The following is a 16,782-nucleotide window of genomic DNA, read 5'->3' as shown; positions in this document are numbered from 1 at the left end:
ACGGATGAATTCAGAGCTATGGCAAGACGGGATATCCCGTTCGCCTGCGATCGATGGAAGGGACCTTGACGCCCTCATCGACCAGATGAAGGCGATGGTTCCCCATTACACGCCGGAATGGCGATTCTCGCCGGAAGATCCCGATGCGGGTACTGCGTTGTTCTATCTCGCGGCGGAAATGCTGGGGGAGAACATCAAGCGGCTTAATCGCGTTCCGCTCAACAACTTCATAGCCTTTTTGGACTTGCTTCAGGTGAATATCCAGCCTGCCAGAGCCGCGCGAGCGCATGTCGTTTTCGCGTTGAACGAGGGGGTACGGGAGCCAGTGTACGTTCCGAGCGGTACGTTGCTTACGGCTAGGCCCAACGACGAGGGGGAAGAGCTGCCGTACGAGACGGAAGGGGCGTTGCTCATTACCCCGGCCAAGCTGACGGAGCTCTACAACGTTCACCCGGATCGCGATCGGATCGTGCTGACCGCGGAGCAATACGACGAGTCGCTTCTGGCCGGTTCCGCGCCGGAGGTGCCGTTGTTCTCGGTCGAAGGAGACAATCTGCAGGATCACGCGTTATACATCCGCAACGACGATCTGTTTCATCTGGATCATCCGGCCAAGCTTACGCTGAAGTGGCATAACTCGGAACGCAGGTACGTCGAGGGAGAATTGGCAACGGTTCTGTCCCGCGAGGACTGGCTGGAATGGTCTTATTCGAAGGGCAACGAATGGATTCCGTTCGAGAAAGCGACCGCCCTTGGACAAGAGATCACGCTGTGGAAAAAATCGTCTGGTGCGGTTGAAGAAACCGAGATTAACGGACTGGCCGGCCGATGGATTCGTTGCCGGGTTAAGCCTACCGCTGCCGGAGAGAACGGACCTCCCGTGCTGAAGGCGATTCAGGATATGGATCGGGTAACGATGCGCGCGACTCACGATAGGGAGTTAGATCCGGAAGGTATCATGCCGAACGAGCTGTATTTTAACGACTTGCAATTGGATCGGTCCGGCTTCTACCCGTTCGGGGAATACTCGGTTCCTTATTCGGTGTTCTATGCTTCTTGCCCGGAGGCTTTCAGCAAGCGGGGAAGCCGGCTGCGCATGAGCTTCAAGGCCCGTAACGTTCCTAACGCTTTAAGAATGGGGCCGGATCCGGAAATTCGTTGGAAAATGGTCATGAGAACGGCCGATTTCGAGAAAAAACCATTGCCTCGCCTATACATCAGAAGAGTCCAGTGGGAATATTGGAACGGCGACAACTGGATGAAGCTGCCGGAAAGCGGCTCCTTCGAAGAAATGTTCGCCGGCTTCGGGGAAGAGCAAAAGGATGTCGTCATGGAGTTTCCGTGTCCGGAGGACATGGCGCCGACGTTCGTTAACGGAAGGGAAGATTGCTGGTTAAGGGCACGCGTTACGGCCACGGATACCCCGACGGCACCGGTCGTCGAGTATATGAGCCCAAGGATCGAGCAGCTAGCTTTTTCCTACGAATACGCCCGTACCGCTAACCTAAGACCGGATTCCGCCCTGACGTTGAACAATGCCGTGTTGAAAGACGTTACGGCAACCGCAAGGCAAGGCGGAGACACTTTCAAACCGTTTCTGCCGATTCCTTGCCCTGCACCATCGGTTTATATGGCATTCGACGTGCCGCCCGTCAAAGGTCCCATCCGTTTGCAGTTCACGCTAGGACGCAAACCGGCGGAGGAAGAGCAAGCACCGTGGATCGAATGGGAAGCGTATGTTCGAAACGGCGTGGAGTGGTCTTGGGAAGCTCTGAAAATCGTAGACGATACCCAAGGCTTCACCCAATCGGGAGCGCTCCAATTCGTCGGTCCCTCAGGGCTCGCCTTAGCGACATTGTTCGGCCGGGAAAGAGTATGGCTTCGGGCCGTCAATCGCGACGGAAAATACGGAGCCGCGGAAGTCGCGCTTCCAAGCGTGACAGGAATACATCGCAACTCCGTCCTGGCCATTCAGCAGCGAACCATCTTGAACGAATATCCCGAATCCAGCAAGGGCGGACGCGTTCTGTCGCAAACGCCGATCGTAGGCCAAGAGGTGTGGGTCGACGAGACAGGTCATATTGCCGAGCACGAGCTTGGCAGACTAGCGGACAACGACCCCGAACGATATGAAATCTATAGGGACAGCGAAGGTGCGGTTCAACGTTTGTGGGTTCGTTGGGATGAAGTCCGTTCTTTGGCGGGATCTTCGGGAGACGAGAGGCATTATACGATTCAGCCGACTACGGGATTCATGCAATTCGGCAACGGCGTCAGAGGCATGGCTCCTCCGCATGAAGGCGGAGATAAAGTACGCGTCACTTACCGGGTAACGAATGGCGCCCGCGGGAACGTGGGAGCGGGTCAACTCGCGGGCATCATGCAGTCTCTTGCTTTCGTTAACGGAGTTTCGAACCCCGCTTCGGCCATCGGCGGCGGCGACCCGGAGTCTCTCGAAGGAGCTTTAAGAAGAGGCCCGCAGCAATTGAAGCATCGCGGTCGCGCGATTTCCGCATCGGATGTTGAATGGCTCGTCAAAGAAATAGATCCCGGCATTCTTAAAGTGAAATGCTTGCCGAACCGCAACGCGCGGCTTGCCTATAGTCCGGGTTCGATGGTCGTAGTCGCCCTTCCGTCCGGAGGGGGAGCGGGCAAAGAGCACTTCCCGGAGACGAAACGGAAGCTGGAAAAAGCTTTGCGAAGCAAAGCTTCGAATATGGTCGTTGCCGGAGGAAAGCTGTGCGTCATGGCTCCCGCGTTCATCGAAATCTCGGTCATCGCTACGATCATCGTGGATTCTTCGGCTATGATCATCCCTGCGGAGATTGCCTGCCTCGACGTACTAAAGAGGTTCTTGAACCCGGTCAGCGGACAAATGGACGGACAAGGATGGGAGATCGGGGAGCCCGTTCACGCATCGGCGTTTTACGGATTGTTGCAGTCCGTAAGAGGCGTTCAGCGGGTAGAGCAGCTCCATATTAGCGTCATGCGTTCCGAGAACGGGGAAACCGCGGAAATGCTGCCGGAGGATATCCGCCTAGTCCTGAACGGTATCGTGTCGAATGGACTGAGTCATCGCCTTAACGTAACGATTGCTTAAACTGCAAATTTATTCATACAGAGAGGAGGGTTGATCCTTATGCTACCGCGCATCCCGTTAGACGATCGCACTTTCGAAAGCATTTTGCAGGAAGCAAGGCGGGGAATTCCGCAGCGGCTTCCGGAATGGACGGACGAGAATACGCATGATCCGGGCGTAACGTTTCTGGAGCTGTTCTCATGGCTGAGCGAGATGCAGCAATTTTATTTAAGCCGGGTTCCGGAACGCAATATGCGCAAATTTCTCGATCTGCTCGGAGTCGTTCCGCGAGAAGCATCCTCCGCCGAGGCCGAGGTATCCTTCGGGAACGTTCGCGAGCCCGTCATGCTGCCGCAAGGAACGAAGCTGCAGGCGGAGGATCAACTCTTCGAAACGTTGGATCCCGTCAAGTTGCTGCCGCTTGCCATCGATCGAATCGTCACCCGTACGCTGTTGGAAGCAAGCGACAGGTCGGCTTCGAATACGGGCGGCAACGTGGCATTCTACGCGTTCGGACGGGAAGCCGCCGCGGATAGCCGATTATATATCGCCTTCGACCGGGAACCCGTCATCGGAGAAACGGTCGCCATGCACATTCGCTTAGCGGACGATTCGAATGGCGCCGAATATTCCGGCAACAAGCGGAACGAGGTCGTTCCTTCGGCCCGCGTAGCTTGGAAAATATACGGCTGGGAAGAAGAACACGGAGCGGCTTGGCTCCCTCTAGACCTCATTGAAGACGATACGATGCATTTGACTTATAGCGGAAGAATTACCTTCCGCATCGCGGCTCCGGTCAGGCCGGTCATCGTTCATCCGGCGGGAGATCGTCCCCGTTATTGGATTAGCTGCACGCTCGAAGAGTCCGGTTATGAGCTGCCTCCGCGAATAGATCGACTGCTGCTCAATACGGTTAGAGCCAGACAACAAGATACGAAGAGCGAGCAAGTCTTATTCGATGGCGACGGGCAACCTGGTCTTACGATCGTTCACGATAGCTTTCTCGCGAGATACGGCATGCTCAGGGTTCAAGTTCGCGAAGCCGGAGGATTATGGCGGGAATGGCGCGAGCTTCCCGATCTGGGCATGGCGGAAGAAGGTAGTTACGCGTACGTAGTAGAAAGACGCTCAGGCGTTAACGGGCCTGTAACGGTCCGCTTCGGAGACGGAGCGCGGGGGACGATTCCGCCGCGGGGAGTCGGCAACGTTCGTCGCATTCATCATGCGAACGACTTCTTGGAGCAAAGCCTCATCGGCAGAAGCAACGGATTGCCGCACCAGAAATTTCAACTTTACGATCTGCCTTGCAAATGGAGAAGCGGCTTGTTGCTGCAAGTCGGCATCCAGGAAGGCTCGAGCGGAACTTTGCTGTGGGAGGACTGGCAGCCGGTCGAGAATTTCGATCGCTCCGGTCCGTTGGACCGGCACTATGTCTATAATCCTGAAACGGCTCAGCTGATGTTCGGCAACGACGAGAACGGCGCGATTCCAACCTCGTACGACGAGCCGAATCTGCGAGTCATGGTCTGCGTGCTCGGAGGCGGGGAACGCGGCAATATTAAGCCGCACTTGCTTAACCAGTGGGTTCAACCCGAGTTGGACGAGCTTGGACTGACCTCGGATAATGCGGGCTACGGCTTCGGCGGGGCGGAAGGGGAATCGCTGGAGGATTGTTTGGAACGGGCGCAGCAAGAGTGGCAATCCCCTTATTGCGCCGTAACGAACGAAGACTATATCCGTATTGCGAAGAGTACGCCCGGCTTGAAGGTTTCCCGGGTTCACGTTATTCCCAATTACGCGCCTGGACGCGGAAAATCTGCTTCCGGAGCGGTTACCGTCGTTGTCGTTCCTTACGGTTTGAACGATACGCCCGTGCCAAGCAAAGGCTTCCTAGCTACCGTGGCGAAGCATCTCGAGGACAGAAGGCTGATTACGACGGAGATTCACGTAATCGCTCCGGAGTACATCCAAGTGACGGTTCACGCGGTGGTCGTCGTCGAGCCTCATTTCATGGAAGAGGGGCACCGCATCGTTGCGGAGTTGAACCGACTTCTAACGCCGCAAGACAAACCGGGCGGCATTCAAGGCTGGCCTTTCGGCAGAACGGTTCACAAAGGCGATATCTATAGCGCCATAAGCCGGATGAAGGGAATCGCTTACGTTCAGGATCTATGGCTCGACGCGGAAGGGAAATCCATCCGCAAGAGCGCGGGCGGCGATATCCTGTTGCCGGAGAGCGGAATCGTCTATTCCGGCGAACATCGGATCGAGTTGATCAGCAGAACGCAATTATAGGATGATAGCCGCGCGATAGAGTCCGGGAGGAGGGATGAAGGTGGAAGGCGGAACGACTTATTTTTCGTTGAATCAACCGGAGCATTGGTCGCGCCGGGGAGTAAGCCGTAATCTCGAGACGGAGGACGGCGTCTCCATTCGGCGCGGAGAGAAGTACGGAGTGCTCGAGACGATGAATTTGGAAAGCCTGGAGGGCGTGGGCGAAGTTACCTCCTTCGCCGTCAGCTCTCAAGGGCATCTGGTGTTGCTTAACGCGGAAGGCGATCTGTGGACGTACGACCGGGGGAGCAAGCATCACGAGCGGTTATTCGTTCCCGGGCACAATCTGTTCACGGCGTCGGCGATGCTGGCGATATCCGGCGACATTCTGTTCGTGGCGGATTCGTCGGGGGAACCGTCCATATCCGCATTCGATATGGCCAACGGACAGCTTCGATTCCGAAGAGCAGGGCACTTCCTGGATCAAGCTCCGTTTCATCCGTTGGCTATCGCATCGGATCAGGATGGATTGTATATCGTGTCTCCGAGCCAGCCGACGGACGAACCGACGGCGATCGATTCGTTGGGTTTCCGGAAGTTGGCGCTTCTCCGGCTCACTCTCTCGGGAACGCTTGCGGACGTGTATACGGACGAACGCTTCACCGCGAAGCTTCCGATAAATCCGGATCTGTGGAGGGGAACCCAGTTCCTGTCCTTATCGCCTCAAGGCGATCTCTACGTACTCGAAACGTTGACTTGCGCGTTGTACATCGTTAGTGAATCCAATCGGAAGCTGGATCGCTATCTCATGCCGCCGCTATATTTTGCCGGACTGGGGGTCGATTCCCGCAAGCAAATCTATATCGGGGATTCGCGCGCGATCGGCGAAGAAGACGAGGATGATCGATTCATCGTCCATTTCGGAGAGAACGGCGAACTGCTTGACAGAGTAGCCGGATTCAGGGGCAAAGCGAGCGCTATCCTTATCGACGGCAAGGATCGGATGTACATTTGGAACGGCGAAGCCCATACGATCACCGTGCTCGAATTGCAGCCTCAGACAATGGGGTGGGAAGGCAGCGCGGCGCCGGAAGGGGTATGGTTATCCAAGGCATTCGATAGCGCCGAGGCGGAGACGGTGTGGCACAAGTTTACTTTGGATGCCGACATTCCCGACGGAACGCAAATCCGGATTTCCTATTTTAGCTCGGATTCCGAGCTGCTCCCTCTGCAGGGAAGCTTGTGGAAGGTGGATGATTGGATCGCGGAGGATAATCATTCGTTCAGGGACAAGCTGGCGGGTTTGGCGCCTTACTGGTCGTCGCCGGTCGTTAACCCCCTGGATGCCTTGTTCTTCGGCGCGCAAGGCAGATACATGTGGCTGAAAGTGGAATGGATCGGAAGCGAAAGGCAAACGCCTCAGCTACGAAGGCTACGCGTCTATTTCCCCCGGGAAACATTGCTTTCTTATTTGCCGGCCGTTTATCAGGAAGAAGAGAGCAGCCGGGATTTCCTGGCGAGATATCTATCCCTCTTCGGGACGCTGTTCGATAGCTTGGAGGAGCAAATCGACGGAATGTCCATGCAGTTCGATCGCGAGCGCATTCATGGCAAGCAGCTTCGATGGCTAGGCTCTTGGCTTGGTCTCGATAGCGACGAGCACTGGCGAGACGAGACGGTTCGCAGGCTGATCCGTTCGGCGCCGGAGCTGTATCGCTATAGGGGGACGAGAAGGGGCATCGAGAAGCTCGTCGAGACGTACACCGGCAAGCCGCCGATTATCGTGGAATCGTTCCAGTTCAAGGCGATGAGGGATAACGCGGAATTACGATGGTTGACGGACCGGCTATATAGCGAGAGTCCGCACACGTTTACCGTGTTGCTCGATCAGGGCCAAGCGCAGTCGGACAAAGAAAGAGTGCTGCTTCGGGGACTTATCGAGGAGCATAAGCCCGCTTTCACGGAAGCGAGAATCGTATGGCTGCAGCCTTGGATGTATCTCGATTTACATACTTATCTAGGCATCAATACCGTGCTTGCCGAGCCATCCCTGTTCACGCTTCACGCGGATAGGAACATGCCTAACGACACGTTAATCGTGGATCTGGACATGGACGGAAGAATGGACGCGCATACGCGGTTAGGAATGGATTCCGAGTTGGAATGACGGGAATGGCAGGAAGACGGGATGACAAGCCGCATATGCGAGTACCGCATGTTCGATCATTAAAGGAGGGTTTCCGGTGAAAAAGGCGAGGATGTTTCCATTCGAGAGAAACAGGTATTTTTACGGAAAATTGCTGACGGTGCGGGACTTCGAATCGGAGCAAAAGTATTTTAACGACAAGCGCAGGCTGCTTAATCGTCTTCTATTCGGCAGCGGAGTCGTGGCCGGAATGCAAGTCGTCGCGGTGGACGACAAAACGGTTACGGTGGAAATGGGAGTCGCCATCGATTACCTTGGTCGGGAAATCGTCGTATCGGCTCCGGTGACGCTGAAGCTATCGATGATAGACGGATTCACGAACAACGAGTACAAGAAGAACGTATACCTTTACGTCGCTTATGACGAAAAGGGGCGCGAGCCCGTACATTCGGTCGGAAACTCCTCGGTTCGCGGCGAAGAGACGAGCGAGTACAACCGTTTCTTGGAAAGTTACCGCTTATACGTTAAGGAAGAAGCTCCTTCGCCGTTGTCTTTCGAGCATGGCGGTTTAATGGAGGATATCGTAACCCTTTATCAGGATAACGATGTCCGCGTCACGCAGAGGATGCCTAAATACGCGAATCCTGGCGATGTCGTCGACGTAACACTTATCGTCGAGAAAACGTTGCAAACGCCTCGAGTATCTCTTGCATTCGAATATGCGGCCGACGGCTTCGATGCTTTGGGCAAAGAGGGGAATTCCGTTCGTTTCCTGGAGCCGGGCGACAAGCAAGATACGGAATACCGTCTGTCTTATAGCGTCAAGGTTCAGGATCGTCCGGGGACGATCGGCAGGCTGACGCTGAATCCGGGAGCGACGGAGTTGTACGTCGGAGATAACCGGATTCCGTTGGATCAGACGGTAAGCCATTCCGTCGATATCATCACCCAGCCGGTTGCGGAGCGGATACTGAAGGATTGGTACGAGCGTTCCCTTGACCAAGCCGCAGAAGGTTACGGGGACCAGAACGTGTGCTTGGCGAAGATCGGTTTGCTGCAGTTAGGACCGACTTATATGATCGAGCAGGTGGAGCGGGTACCGTTCGACGAATATATTCCGAATGCGTCACTGATGCATCGGGTTTCCCGAAACGGACGTACAGCGGCATCGAATCGATTTTACGCCGAGTCGCAAGCGTACGATTTGGATTTCGGCAGCAAGCCGGAGCTTGACGTCGTATACCATCCGGAACGAAACGCGTTCGATTTCAAGCTTGGAATTCCTAAGCCGCAGACGATTAAAGACGAAATTTCTACCGGAACCGTCGACATTCCTCTGGAAAAGCAAGATAAATCGGGATTAAGATTTTTCTCGAGAGGAAAAAGGAACTACGTTACCGAAGAAATAATGCATGGTCTCGGAGAGGGGCAAGTTACCGTCGTGGTCGGCTTGGAGGAAATTCCCGATCCTAACGCTCCGGTCGGTTCCGGAGGGGCCAAGGTTTATTTCGGAGCTTCGGACGTATTCAAGGATACGGAATACGAGGCCGTACTTCCGAATATTACTTTCGGTACGTTGATCTATCCCGAAAAGGGGTGTTTTCGCATCGGTATGAAGCTGTCCGGCGGAACCGAAGCGATCTTGCTAAGAGTGCGTTGGTGGGCATTCAAAAAGCTTGAGGACGGCTCGAATATCGTCGTGTCGGGGATAAGCGAAGCTCTGAACGAAGCAGCCGCAACAGCCGAATAGGTCTGAAGCCGAGAGGTGCCGCAGATGTCGGCACCCGATTAGAGATACAGGCACCATGGCTATCGTGACCGTCGGAAATATAGAGGGGAATGGAGGCATGGTGCCCAAGTGAGTAAAATATTGCTGTTCATCGGCCTGACGTGGTTATTCGGAAGTCCCTTAGTAGCGATAATAGTCCTTCTTGTCATCATTTACGTGCTGGAGCGCCGGTTTATCGGGTTATCTCCCAGTCTCGTGAAACCGCTGCGCAGACGTAATTCGATTTCGAAGTGGAAACGTCATCTGCATTTGAGCCCTCATGACGTATCGGCTAAATCCGAACTCGCCAGATTGCTTATCGAGAACGGGAAGTACGCTCAGGCACGCGAGATTCTGCTTGGAATCGAGACTCAGATGGAGCATTCCGCCGAGTATTGGAGCGACCTGGGAACGTGCGATCTGGCGCTCGGACATCTGGAGAACGGCGAGAGGGAAATGAAGCTGGCGTTAGCCATCAGCCCGAGAGTCAAATACGGCCAACCGTACTTGAGGCTTGCCGAATCCTATTCGAAGTCGGATCCCGTTAAAGCCATCGCTTACCTTCAACAATTCAAGGAAGTAAATTCGTCTTCCTGCGAGGCTTATTACAGGTTAGGCTTGGTGTACGCCGGGTTGGGTAAATCGGAAGACGCTGCGTTAGCTTTCAAAGAATGCCGTCAGCTATACCGATCGTTGCCCAAATATATGAAGCGGCATGAGCGCAAATGGGCGCTGCGAAGCTTTGTTCGCAGCCGCTCGTAAAAAGATAGGCACCGCACCCATCATCCATGGCAAGGGGCTTTCCCAACGGTCTTAACGACCTAGCGGAAAGCCCCTTAAATTATCGGATGAATGAATAATTAGTCAGCGACCGACTCCGAGTCGGAAGATTCGGATTCATGGGCGGCAACTTCCGCCAACGCCGGCTCATCCGCTTCGGCTTCAGCAGTCACTTCCTCTGCTTCCGCTTCCGCAACTTCTTCAGCCGCTTCGGCCGTTACTTCTTCGGAAGCTTCTTCGACGACTACTTCCTCATCCGCGCTTGCTTCTACGACTTCAACTTCTTCTGCCACGATCTCGACTTCATCCGCAACGATGACCACTTCTTCGGCAACCGCTTCTACTTCTGCATCCGCTTCCAATTCGTCTAACACTACTACTTCTTCGGCATCTTGATCCATCTCGATAAAACCTCCCGGGGTCATGTTAAGGGGACAATCCCCTAGATTCAACGTTATATCTAAAGTCAAAATGTGGCAACGGTGTTATTTTGTTGTATAATGGCTTGTTTACTCGAAAGCGGGGGCAGTCGAGTAAATCCGTGTAATAACGTCACATGTTCCTATGAAGGTCGAATGGGAAAAGTAGCGGATATTCAGGGCTAGGATGCCGTCGATTTCTCGACACGCCAATACGCGACGGAAAAATAAGGGGATTTATTACAGGAAACGGGTGCGTCCGGCTCGAATGTATATTTTGTTAGGCTTGAATACATATAAAGGAAAAGGCCTTTTTATAGTGGGGGGATGAAATCCGTGTACTTAAATGATTCAAAGCCAAAGTTTTACGCGATTATTCTGATTGTTATCGGAGCATGCTGATCGTTTTCGAGCTCCTGCATTCATTCTCGTTCTCGATCATAGGGCTTGTTACTTTGATAATGGGAATCGGTTTACTTACGGTTATATCGACTATGGCCGAAGAGATCAGGAGTCTCAGAAGCGAGCTGTTCGACGTCAGGAAGATTGCGGAGAATTCGAGCGATTCGAGTAGGGGACCTCGCAGCTACGATTAGTGCCGCGAGGCCTCGCGGAAGCAAATATGATCGAGGTGAGAACAGGAGGCGAATTAACTAAGAAAGTTAGCTAACTGCCCGCCGCAGTCGAATCGAAGCAAGATAGTAACCAAATCGTACTATCTCCACCCGCCGCAGTCGAATCGAACCGAGATAGTAACGAAAGTGGACTATCTCCAACCGCTGACGGTCGAATCGAGCCAAGATAGTAACCAAATCGTACTATCTCCACCCGCCGCGATCGAATTAAACCGAGATAGTAACGAAAGTGGACTATCTCCAACCGCTGACGGTCGAATCGAGCCAAGATAGTAACCAAATCGTACTAAGACTTGAAGGTTTTATTCGACCGAATCTCCACCTATAAAAAATAACCGCCCGAATTCCTAAGAGGAATCGAGGCGGTGTTCTTCACGCGCGTAGAAGTTATCGATATTGAGCCTGGAGGTTAAGTTACTCCGTAACTAACGGACTCACTGATAAACGGACGGGGACGTCTTTGTTGTAAGTAAAGACGAACAAGGCGCCGTTCCAACCGTAGGTCATCTCGTATTTGTTGCCTTCGAGTGTTTCCTTGATTCCTTGAAGATTGTTCTTCTTGATCAATTCAGCAAGTTGCGTTAATACCGCTTTGTTCCAAGTGTTGATCTCGGTGACGGCGAACGCTTCGGGATTATCTTCGTCCGCTTTCAGCTTGAAGGAGATTTGATGTGCGGCATAAGTGAATTCCACAGGAAGATCGATAGGTTCTTCTTGTAAACCTTCAAGCATCGGATCGCTTTCGCCTGGCAACGGGGCCAATACTTTGATCCGTTTCTCGACGGGGTCGCGCGAGACAACGGTCGTCTCGGCGGCAGGCGGAGGAGTCTTCGTTTCCGTTTCCGTTGTCTCAGTCGCCGATTCCGCCGTCTCGTTCGCAGCCGGGTCGGGCTCGGAGCCTGTTTCCGGAGTCGTCCCCGCACCGGGATCAACGGCATCGGTATTACCGCCGTCCGCAGTCTCGCCAGTCGGTGCCTCCGATTCGGGAGGCGTTGCAGTTTCCGAGTCGGTTTCCGTTGCCGTTTCGCCGCCGCCTTCCGCACCTTCCGCTACCGGATCCACCGGCAACTCGACGGTTCCCTCTTCTTCGGGGAGAACCGGTTCTTCCTCCACCGCCGGTAATGCGTCGGGAGGTCCGAGCAGCTCCTGCAGCTTAGGCATAGCGAGCCCTAGGAACCCTTGAACGTAGATATCGCCGTTACGGAAATAACCTTTATATACCGTGCCGCCGTCCGCATCCAACAAAGTGCCGACGCCTTCGTACTTATCGGACTTAAACTTACCGGCGTACAAGGCGATGCCTTCCGGGCTGAAAGTCTGACCGTCGCCGTCCTTAATGCCGCCGACGAAATTGCCGGCATACAGAACGACGCCTTGTTCGTTCAATAACGAACCGATGCCGTGATAACCGCCTAACAGAAACGCGCCTTTATATTTAGCGACGCCTGACGGATAGTATTCCGTACCTTCGCCGGATAAGGCGCCTCCGAGAAATTGACCCTCGAACTGCAAAGTGCCGTCTTCTCCGTAAAGCTTACCCGTACCCTCGTATTTGCCCCCGTTAAACCCGCCCTCGTAGACGAGCTTGCCGGCATTATTGTTCAGCTTTCCTTCCCCTTGATACACGCCGGCTACGAAAGCGCCGGTATATTGCGGGATTCCCTCCGAGACGTACAGCGTGCCATTGCCTTCGTACTTGCCTCCGGCAAAATCGCCCTCGTAGAGAATCGATCCGTCCGGTTTGTATAATACGCCGGCGCCTGCATATTGGTCGGCCGCGAATTCACCGCGATAGAGCAATACGCCCTCCGCGTTGTACAGCTCGCCTTTGCCGGCCTTTAAGCCTTGGCTGAAATCGCCTATGTAGAGCAGAGTGCCGTCGGCCGCGAACTGCTTGCCCGCGCCGGAAAATTGACCGTTTTCCAAAGGCCCCTGATAAACGAGGTTACCCGCTTCGTCGACGATCTTGGCCTGGCCGGTAAACCCTTTTGCCATAGCGGCCGAGGCTTCAATCTTAGGCGTGCGCGCGAACCACTTGTCGACGAACTTGGGGGGGCGAATGAAGCCGAAGAAAATAATGACCAACGTCAGCAGGAGGATGATGACGAACAGCTTCTTCGCGATGTAAAAGGAACCGAGCTTCCAATAGTTGTCCAACGAGCGTAGCTTGCCGCCCATGATGCTTTTCATCCATCTGACTAACGCCTTCAGAAGGATTTTGGGAAGTGTTTTCGCCCTCTTGAGAGGCATGATGACCATTCTCTGAACGGGCTTGATAAACGGCTTTAATATGGATTCGATCATCTTATGGCACCTGTATGGTCATCTGTCCAGGATTAGCGATCTGAATGACGCCGCCGAAGTTGCACATGCACTTGGAAGAATTGTTCAAGGCGGGCATGTTGGATACGAGCACCGTAGGCGAGCCGGGAACCCAAGGCGCGGCGATAACGGGCGTGCAGGGCATTGGGGTGAGCGCTCCTAAAGCCGCCGCCGTCGCCGAAGCGACCGCGGGATTAGCCATGGAATTGCACATCCCGAAAGGCATGATGTTCACGAACGGCTTGTTGTCCATGATGTTGGCGATGGGCATGGCCGTCAGAACCCGATTCGCCGGAAGTACGTTGAGCATGCCGGGAGCAAGCCCGAACGAGCACTGCAGCGAGGCGCCGCCGCATACGAGTTGCCCCATGTAAACCTTCCTCCAGCGGGCGACTCGCGCCCTTGATTTTTGGATAACTATACCGTTTCAAATCTCTTATTTCCATACTACAACATAACCCGAAAAATGTCATTTTATATAGGAAAGAGGATGTAAAATGTCGAAGATTATAGTACGATGGAAATAACAGGTTAAGAGACGGACGCAGGCATGTCAGACACGCCAAAAAAGAAAGAGACGGTCGAAAAAATATGAAGAAGCTTTCGTTGTTTTTGCTTCTGGTCGCGATTGCGATTACGGGTTTATTCGCCTACCGGATTCAGGATAAGGGCGGGTTCTCGACCGGTCCATGGAATAAGAGCGTATCCTTGCAAAATCTGTCCCGCATTGCCGAAGCTAAGGACTCTTCGCTTGTCGTCATCGGTCAATCCAAGCAGCAAATCTTGCGTTTATCCCCCGAGGGCGCGATCGAAGCGGAGATCAAGCACGACGCCAGGAACACGGATTCCCGAAGAGACTTCACGGAAGCGGTCGTGGACGGGACCAATCGTACGATCGTGCTCGATACGGTTCTGGATTCGTACGGCTTGATCGTGAAGAGCGAACAGATTATCCGGTACGACGAGAACGGGAATTCTCCCGAGGTTCTGTACGATTGGCAAGGAAACGGTTTAAGCAAACGCATAGGGCAAATCAAAGGTCTGCAAGTAAAGGGCGACACGTTGTTCTTCTTCATTACGACGCCCGACAAGGTCACGCTCATGCAGCTTCCGTTAGCCGGCGGACAGCCTGAGGAAGCCTTCTCGTTCGCTTTGCCGCAGGACCGTTTTCTGTCCGAAGTGGAAGGGACCGAGCCGGGGCTCATCTTCTACACGACCAAACGCGGAGGAGTTTTCCAGGTTACGGAGGACGGCACTAGCCAGATCGTATATCCTTTGGCTTCCATGGACCGCACCCGCAAAAACTTTCCGGAAAGATTGTCGGTCGATGCGAAAGGCAGCTTATTTTTCATAGACCGATTGCTTAACTCCGTTACGATGATGGAGCCCGGACAGAAGTACTTGAACGTCAAGCTAGGAGAGGCTTCCATCGCTAAGTCGGTACCGGATGCGGAGAGCTACGAGATCATGGACGTGCTCCCGACGGGAGACGGAGGCTATGCGGCATTGCTGACCGACCGCGTGCTCGTCTACGATAATCTGAACAAGCTGTCGGGCGTGTTAACCAATGTCAATTACCAAAACGACTTCCTGCTTAACGCTTGGTTGACCTGGGGAGCGGCACTTGTGGGAATCATTTTGCTTATCGCCGCCATTAGACTTGTATACATACACATAATGAATCGCAAGTTTTCTCTCTTCTTCAAGCAGCTGATCATCACGGTTCCAGTCATCGTCATCTCCATGCTGCTGTTATCGAACTTTATCTACAATAGCTTTTCCTCGAGAATGGAAGACGAGATGCAGAGGGAGCTTTCCTTGCTAGCCCGCAACGGTCAACAGATTATCGACGGAGACCGATTGGACAGGCTGCACTCCCCGGAAGACTACGGCAACGAGGACTACCAGTATATTCGCGGCAAGATGAACTTTCTCTTCGAGGGAGAGCAGTCCGCGGACCGTCAAGGCTTGTACAGCACGCTATACAAATACGACGAAGGCAAGCTGTATATTCTGATGGACGACGACGACGGAGTGAATATGTTCAAGCCGTTCGAGATGAACGAAGAGAACGAATCGGTTCGATCGGACGGAGTCGTCATTACCGGGCAGTGGGAAGACGCGAACGGCAAGTGGATGTACGCGATCGGCCCCGTGTACAACAGCAAGCAAGAGGTAGTGGGCATCTACGAGACCGGAAGGGATTTAAGCGTCCTCTATCAAGCGAATCGGAAAATCTATCAAAGCATTCTCGAAAATATCGTGATCATTACATCCGTGCTGCTGGTGGTCATTCTTGCCGGGACGTTCCTGATGTTATCGACGGTTCGCAAGCTGCGCCGAAGCGTGATGGACATGGCCGACGGGAATTGGGACGTCGAGGTGCGGATTAAGAGCCGGGACGAAGTGGGCGACCTCGGAGAACAATTCAACCGGATGGCTCGTTACATACGGCAATACATCGCGGATATTACGCAATTCTCGGAAGCTTCTTATCGGTTCGTTCCGCAGCAGTTCTTCAAGTCTCTAGGCAAGAAGGGCATACTCGACATCCGCTTGGGAGATCAGGTGCAACAAAACATGTCGGTCATGATCGCCAATCTCAGGGACTTCCGCAAGCTGTCCCAAACGTTGAGTCCGATGGAAAACTTCAACTTCATGAATTCGTTCCTGCGCAGATTCGGTCCGCTCGTTCGCAAGGAGGACGGGTTGATCAGCAAATATTTGGGTGCCGGCTTCATGGCGCTGTTCCCGGGATACGCGGAAGAAGCGTTAAGAGCGGCGATCGCCATCCGTCAGGAGCTTACGGAATATAACGCGGGCCGACGCCGCGCCGGTTACGTGCCGGTCGATATCGGAATCGCGATTCATAACGGCCCGTTAATGATGGGAATTATCGGGGAAGAGAGACGCTGGGAAGGAAACGTTATATCCGACGACGTGCATCTGACGGCGACTTTGGAGAAGCTGTCCGAGGAGCTCGGAGCCTCCGTGCTCGTCACTAGGGATTTCTTCGAGCAATTGAGAGAGCCGGAGCGCTTCCGCCATCGTTCGCTCGGCCGCATTACCCCGGAAGGGCAAGGGGAAGCTATCGAGCTTATCGACGTGTACGACGGGGATTCTGAGCAGCTCCGATTGGCTAAGGATCGCACGAAGGTTTTGTTCCAGCGAGGATTAATGCTTTGCCAGGAGGGCCGATTCTACGATGCAAGGGAAACCTTCGTCGAGGTCATCAAGCAGAATCGCTTGGACAAAGCGGCTAAACTCTATTTCTATCTATGCGACGAGTATTATCAGAAAGGCACATCTACCGGCTGGAACGGAACGTTGGCCGTTTAATTAGGAGAGTAGGGGGAGGA

The 16,782-nt window shown here is 53.9% G+C and carries 10 protein-coding genes; 7 read left to right on the top strand and 3 right to left on the bottom strand.

Annotated elements, in window-relative coordinates:
• The first annotated feature begins 4 nt into the window (after positions 1-4).
• The 5 genes from DFP95_RS19110 (at position 5) to DFP95_RS19090 (ending at position 10,029) form a co-directional block, all read left to right on the top strand.
• On the top strand, positions 5-3,100 hold the full coding sequence (locus tag DFP95_RS19110; RefSeq protein WP_115994289.1) for a baseplate J/gp47 family protein: 3,096 nt from the start codon (positions 5-7) through the stop codon (positions 3,098-3,100).
• Between the two features lie 39 nt (positions 3,101-3,139).
• Positions 3,140-5,374, top strand: coding sequence for a baseplate J/gp47 family protein (locus DFP95_RS19105; RefSeq protein WP_115994288.1), 2,235 nt, complete (start codon positions 3,140-3,142; stop codon positions 5,372-5,374).
• Positions 5,375-5,414: 40 nt separating this feature from the next.
• Positions 5,415-7,520, top strand: coding sequence for a phage tail protein (locus DFP95_RS19100; protein WP_181907516.1), 2,106 nt, complete (start codon positions 5,415-5,417; stop codon positions 7,518-7,520).
• A gap of 76 nt (positions 7,521-7,596) precedes the next feature.
• Positions 7,597-9,249: a hypothetical protein gene (locus DFP95_RS19095; RefSeq protein ID WP_115994286.1), complete on the top strand. Its 1,653-nt coding sequence runs from the start codon at positions 7,597-7,599 to the stop codon at positions 9,247-9,249.
• 108 nt (positions 9,250-9,357) lie between these two features.
• Entirely contained in the window at positions 9,358-10,029 is a 672-nt protein-coding gene (locus DFP95_RS19090) for a tetratricopeptide repeat protein (protein ID WP_115994285.1), read from the top strand.
• A gap of 98 nt (positions 10,030-10,127) precedes the next feature.
• Here DFP95_RS19090 and DFP95_RS19085 read toward each other — a convergent pair whose 3' ends face one another.
• Positions 10,128-10,448, bottom strand: coding sequence for a hypothetical protein (locus DFP95_RS19085; RefSeq protein WP_115994284.1), 321 nt, complete (start codon positions 10,446-10,448; stop codon positions 10,128-10,130).
• 413 nt (positions 10,449-10,861) lie between these two features.
• Between DFP95_RS19085 and DFP95_RS19080 the strand changes: the two genes are divergently transcribed.
• Entirely contained in the window at positions 10,862-11,062 is a 201-nt protein-coding gene (locus tag DFP95_RS19080) for a hypothetical protein (RefSeq protein WP_115994283.1), read from the top strand.
• Between the two features lie 453 nt (positions 11,063-11,515).
• On the opposite strand, the gene DFP95_RS19075 is transcribed toward DFP95_RS19080, so the two are convergent.
• The gene (locus DFP95_RS19075) at positions 11,516-13,405 is read right to left on the bottom strand and encodes a hypothetical protein (protein WP_115994282.1); all 1,890 of its coding nucleotides are present in this window, start codon (positions 13,403-13,405) and stop codon (positions 11,516-11,518) included.
• Between the two features lies 1 nt (position 13,406).
• On the bottom strand, positions 13,407-13,793 hold the full coding sequence (locus tag DFP95_RS19070; RefSeq protein WP_115994281.1) for a DUF4280 domain-containing protein: 387 nt from the start codon (positions 13,791-13,793) through the stop codon (positions 13,407-13,409).
• A 221-nt stretch (positions 13,794-14,014) separates the two neighbouring features.
• Here DFP95_RS19070 and DFP95_RS19065 point away from each other — a divergent pair, with 221 nt between their 5' ends.
• Positions 14,015-16,762 (top strand): adenylate/guanylate cyclase domain-containing protein, encoded by a 2,748-nt coding sequence (locus DFP95_RS19065; RefSeq protein ID WP_115994280.1) that lies wholly within the window; start codon positions 14,015-14,017, stop codon positions 16,760-16,762.
• The last annotated feature ends 20 nt before the right edge of the window (positions 16,763-16,782 follow it).

The organism is Cohnella lupini (assembly GCF_003386205.1).
Taxonomy (GTDB): Bacteria; Bacillota; Bacilli; order Paenibacillales; family Paenibacillaceae; genus Cohnella; species Cohnella lupini.
The sequence above is the reverse complement of the archived record's forward strand: the minus strand, read 5'-3'. Positions and strand labels throughout refer to the sequence as shown.

What these genes read in the sequence shown, in the direction of transcription:
- DFP95_RS19110 (WP_115994289.1), top strand. Translation starts at nt 5, where the DNA reads ATGAATTCAGAGCTATGGCAAGACGGGATATCCCGTTCGCCTGCGATC.
- DFP95_RS19105 (WP_115994288.1), top strand. Translation starts at nt 3,140, where the DNA reads ATGCTACCGCGCATCCCGTTAGACGATCGCACTTTCGAAAGCATTTTG.
- DFP95_RS19085 (WP_115994284.1), bottom strand. Translation starts at nt 10,448, where the DNA reads ATGGATCAAGATGCCGAAGAAGTAGTAGTGTTAGACGAATTGGAAGCG.
- DFP95_RS19080 (WP_115994283.1), top strand. Translation starts at nt 10,862, where the DNA reads ATGCTGATCGTTTTCGAGCTCCTGCATTCATTCTCGTTCTCGATCATA.
- DFP95_RS19075 (WP_115994282.1), bottom strand. Translation starts at nt 13,405, where the DNA reads ATGATCGAATCCATATTAAAGCCGTTTATCAAGCCCGTTCAGAGAATG.
- DFP95_RS19065 (WP_115994280.1), top strand. Translation starts at nt 14,015, where the DNA reads ATGAAGAAGCTTTCGTTGTTTTTGCTTCTGGTCGCGATTGCGATTACG.
- DFP95_RS19070 (WP_115994281.1), bottom strand. Translation starts at nt 13,793, where the DNA reads ATGGGGCAACTCGTATGCGGCGGCGCCTCGCTGCAGTGCTCGTTCGGG.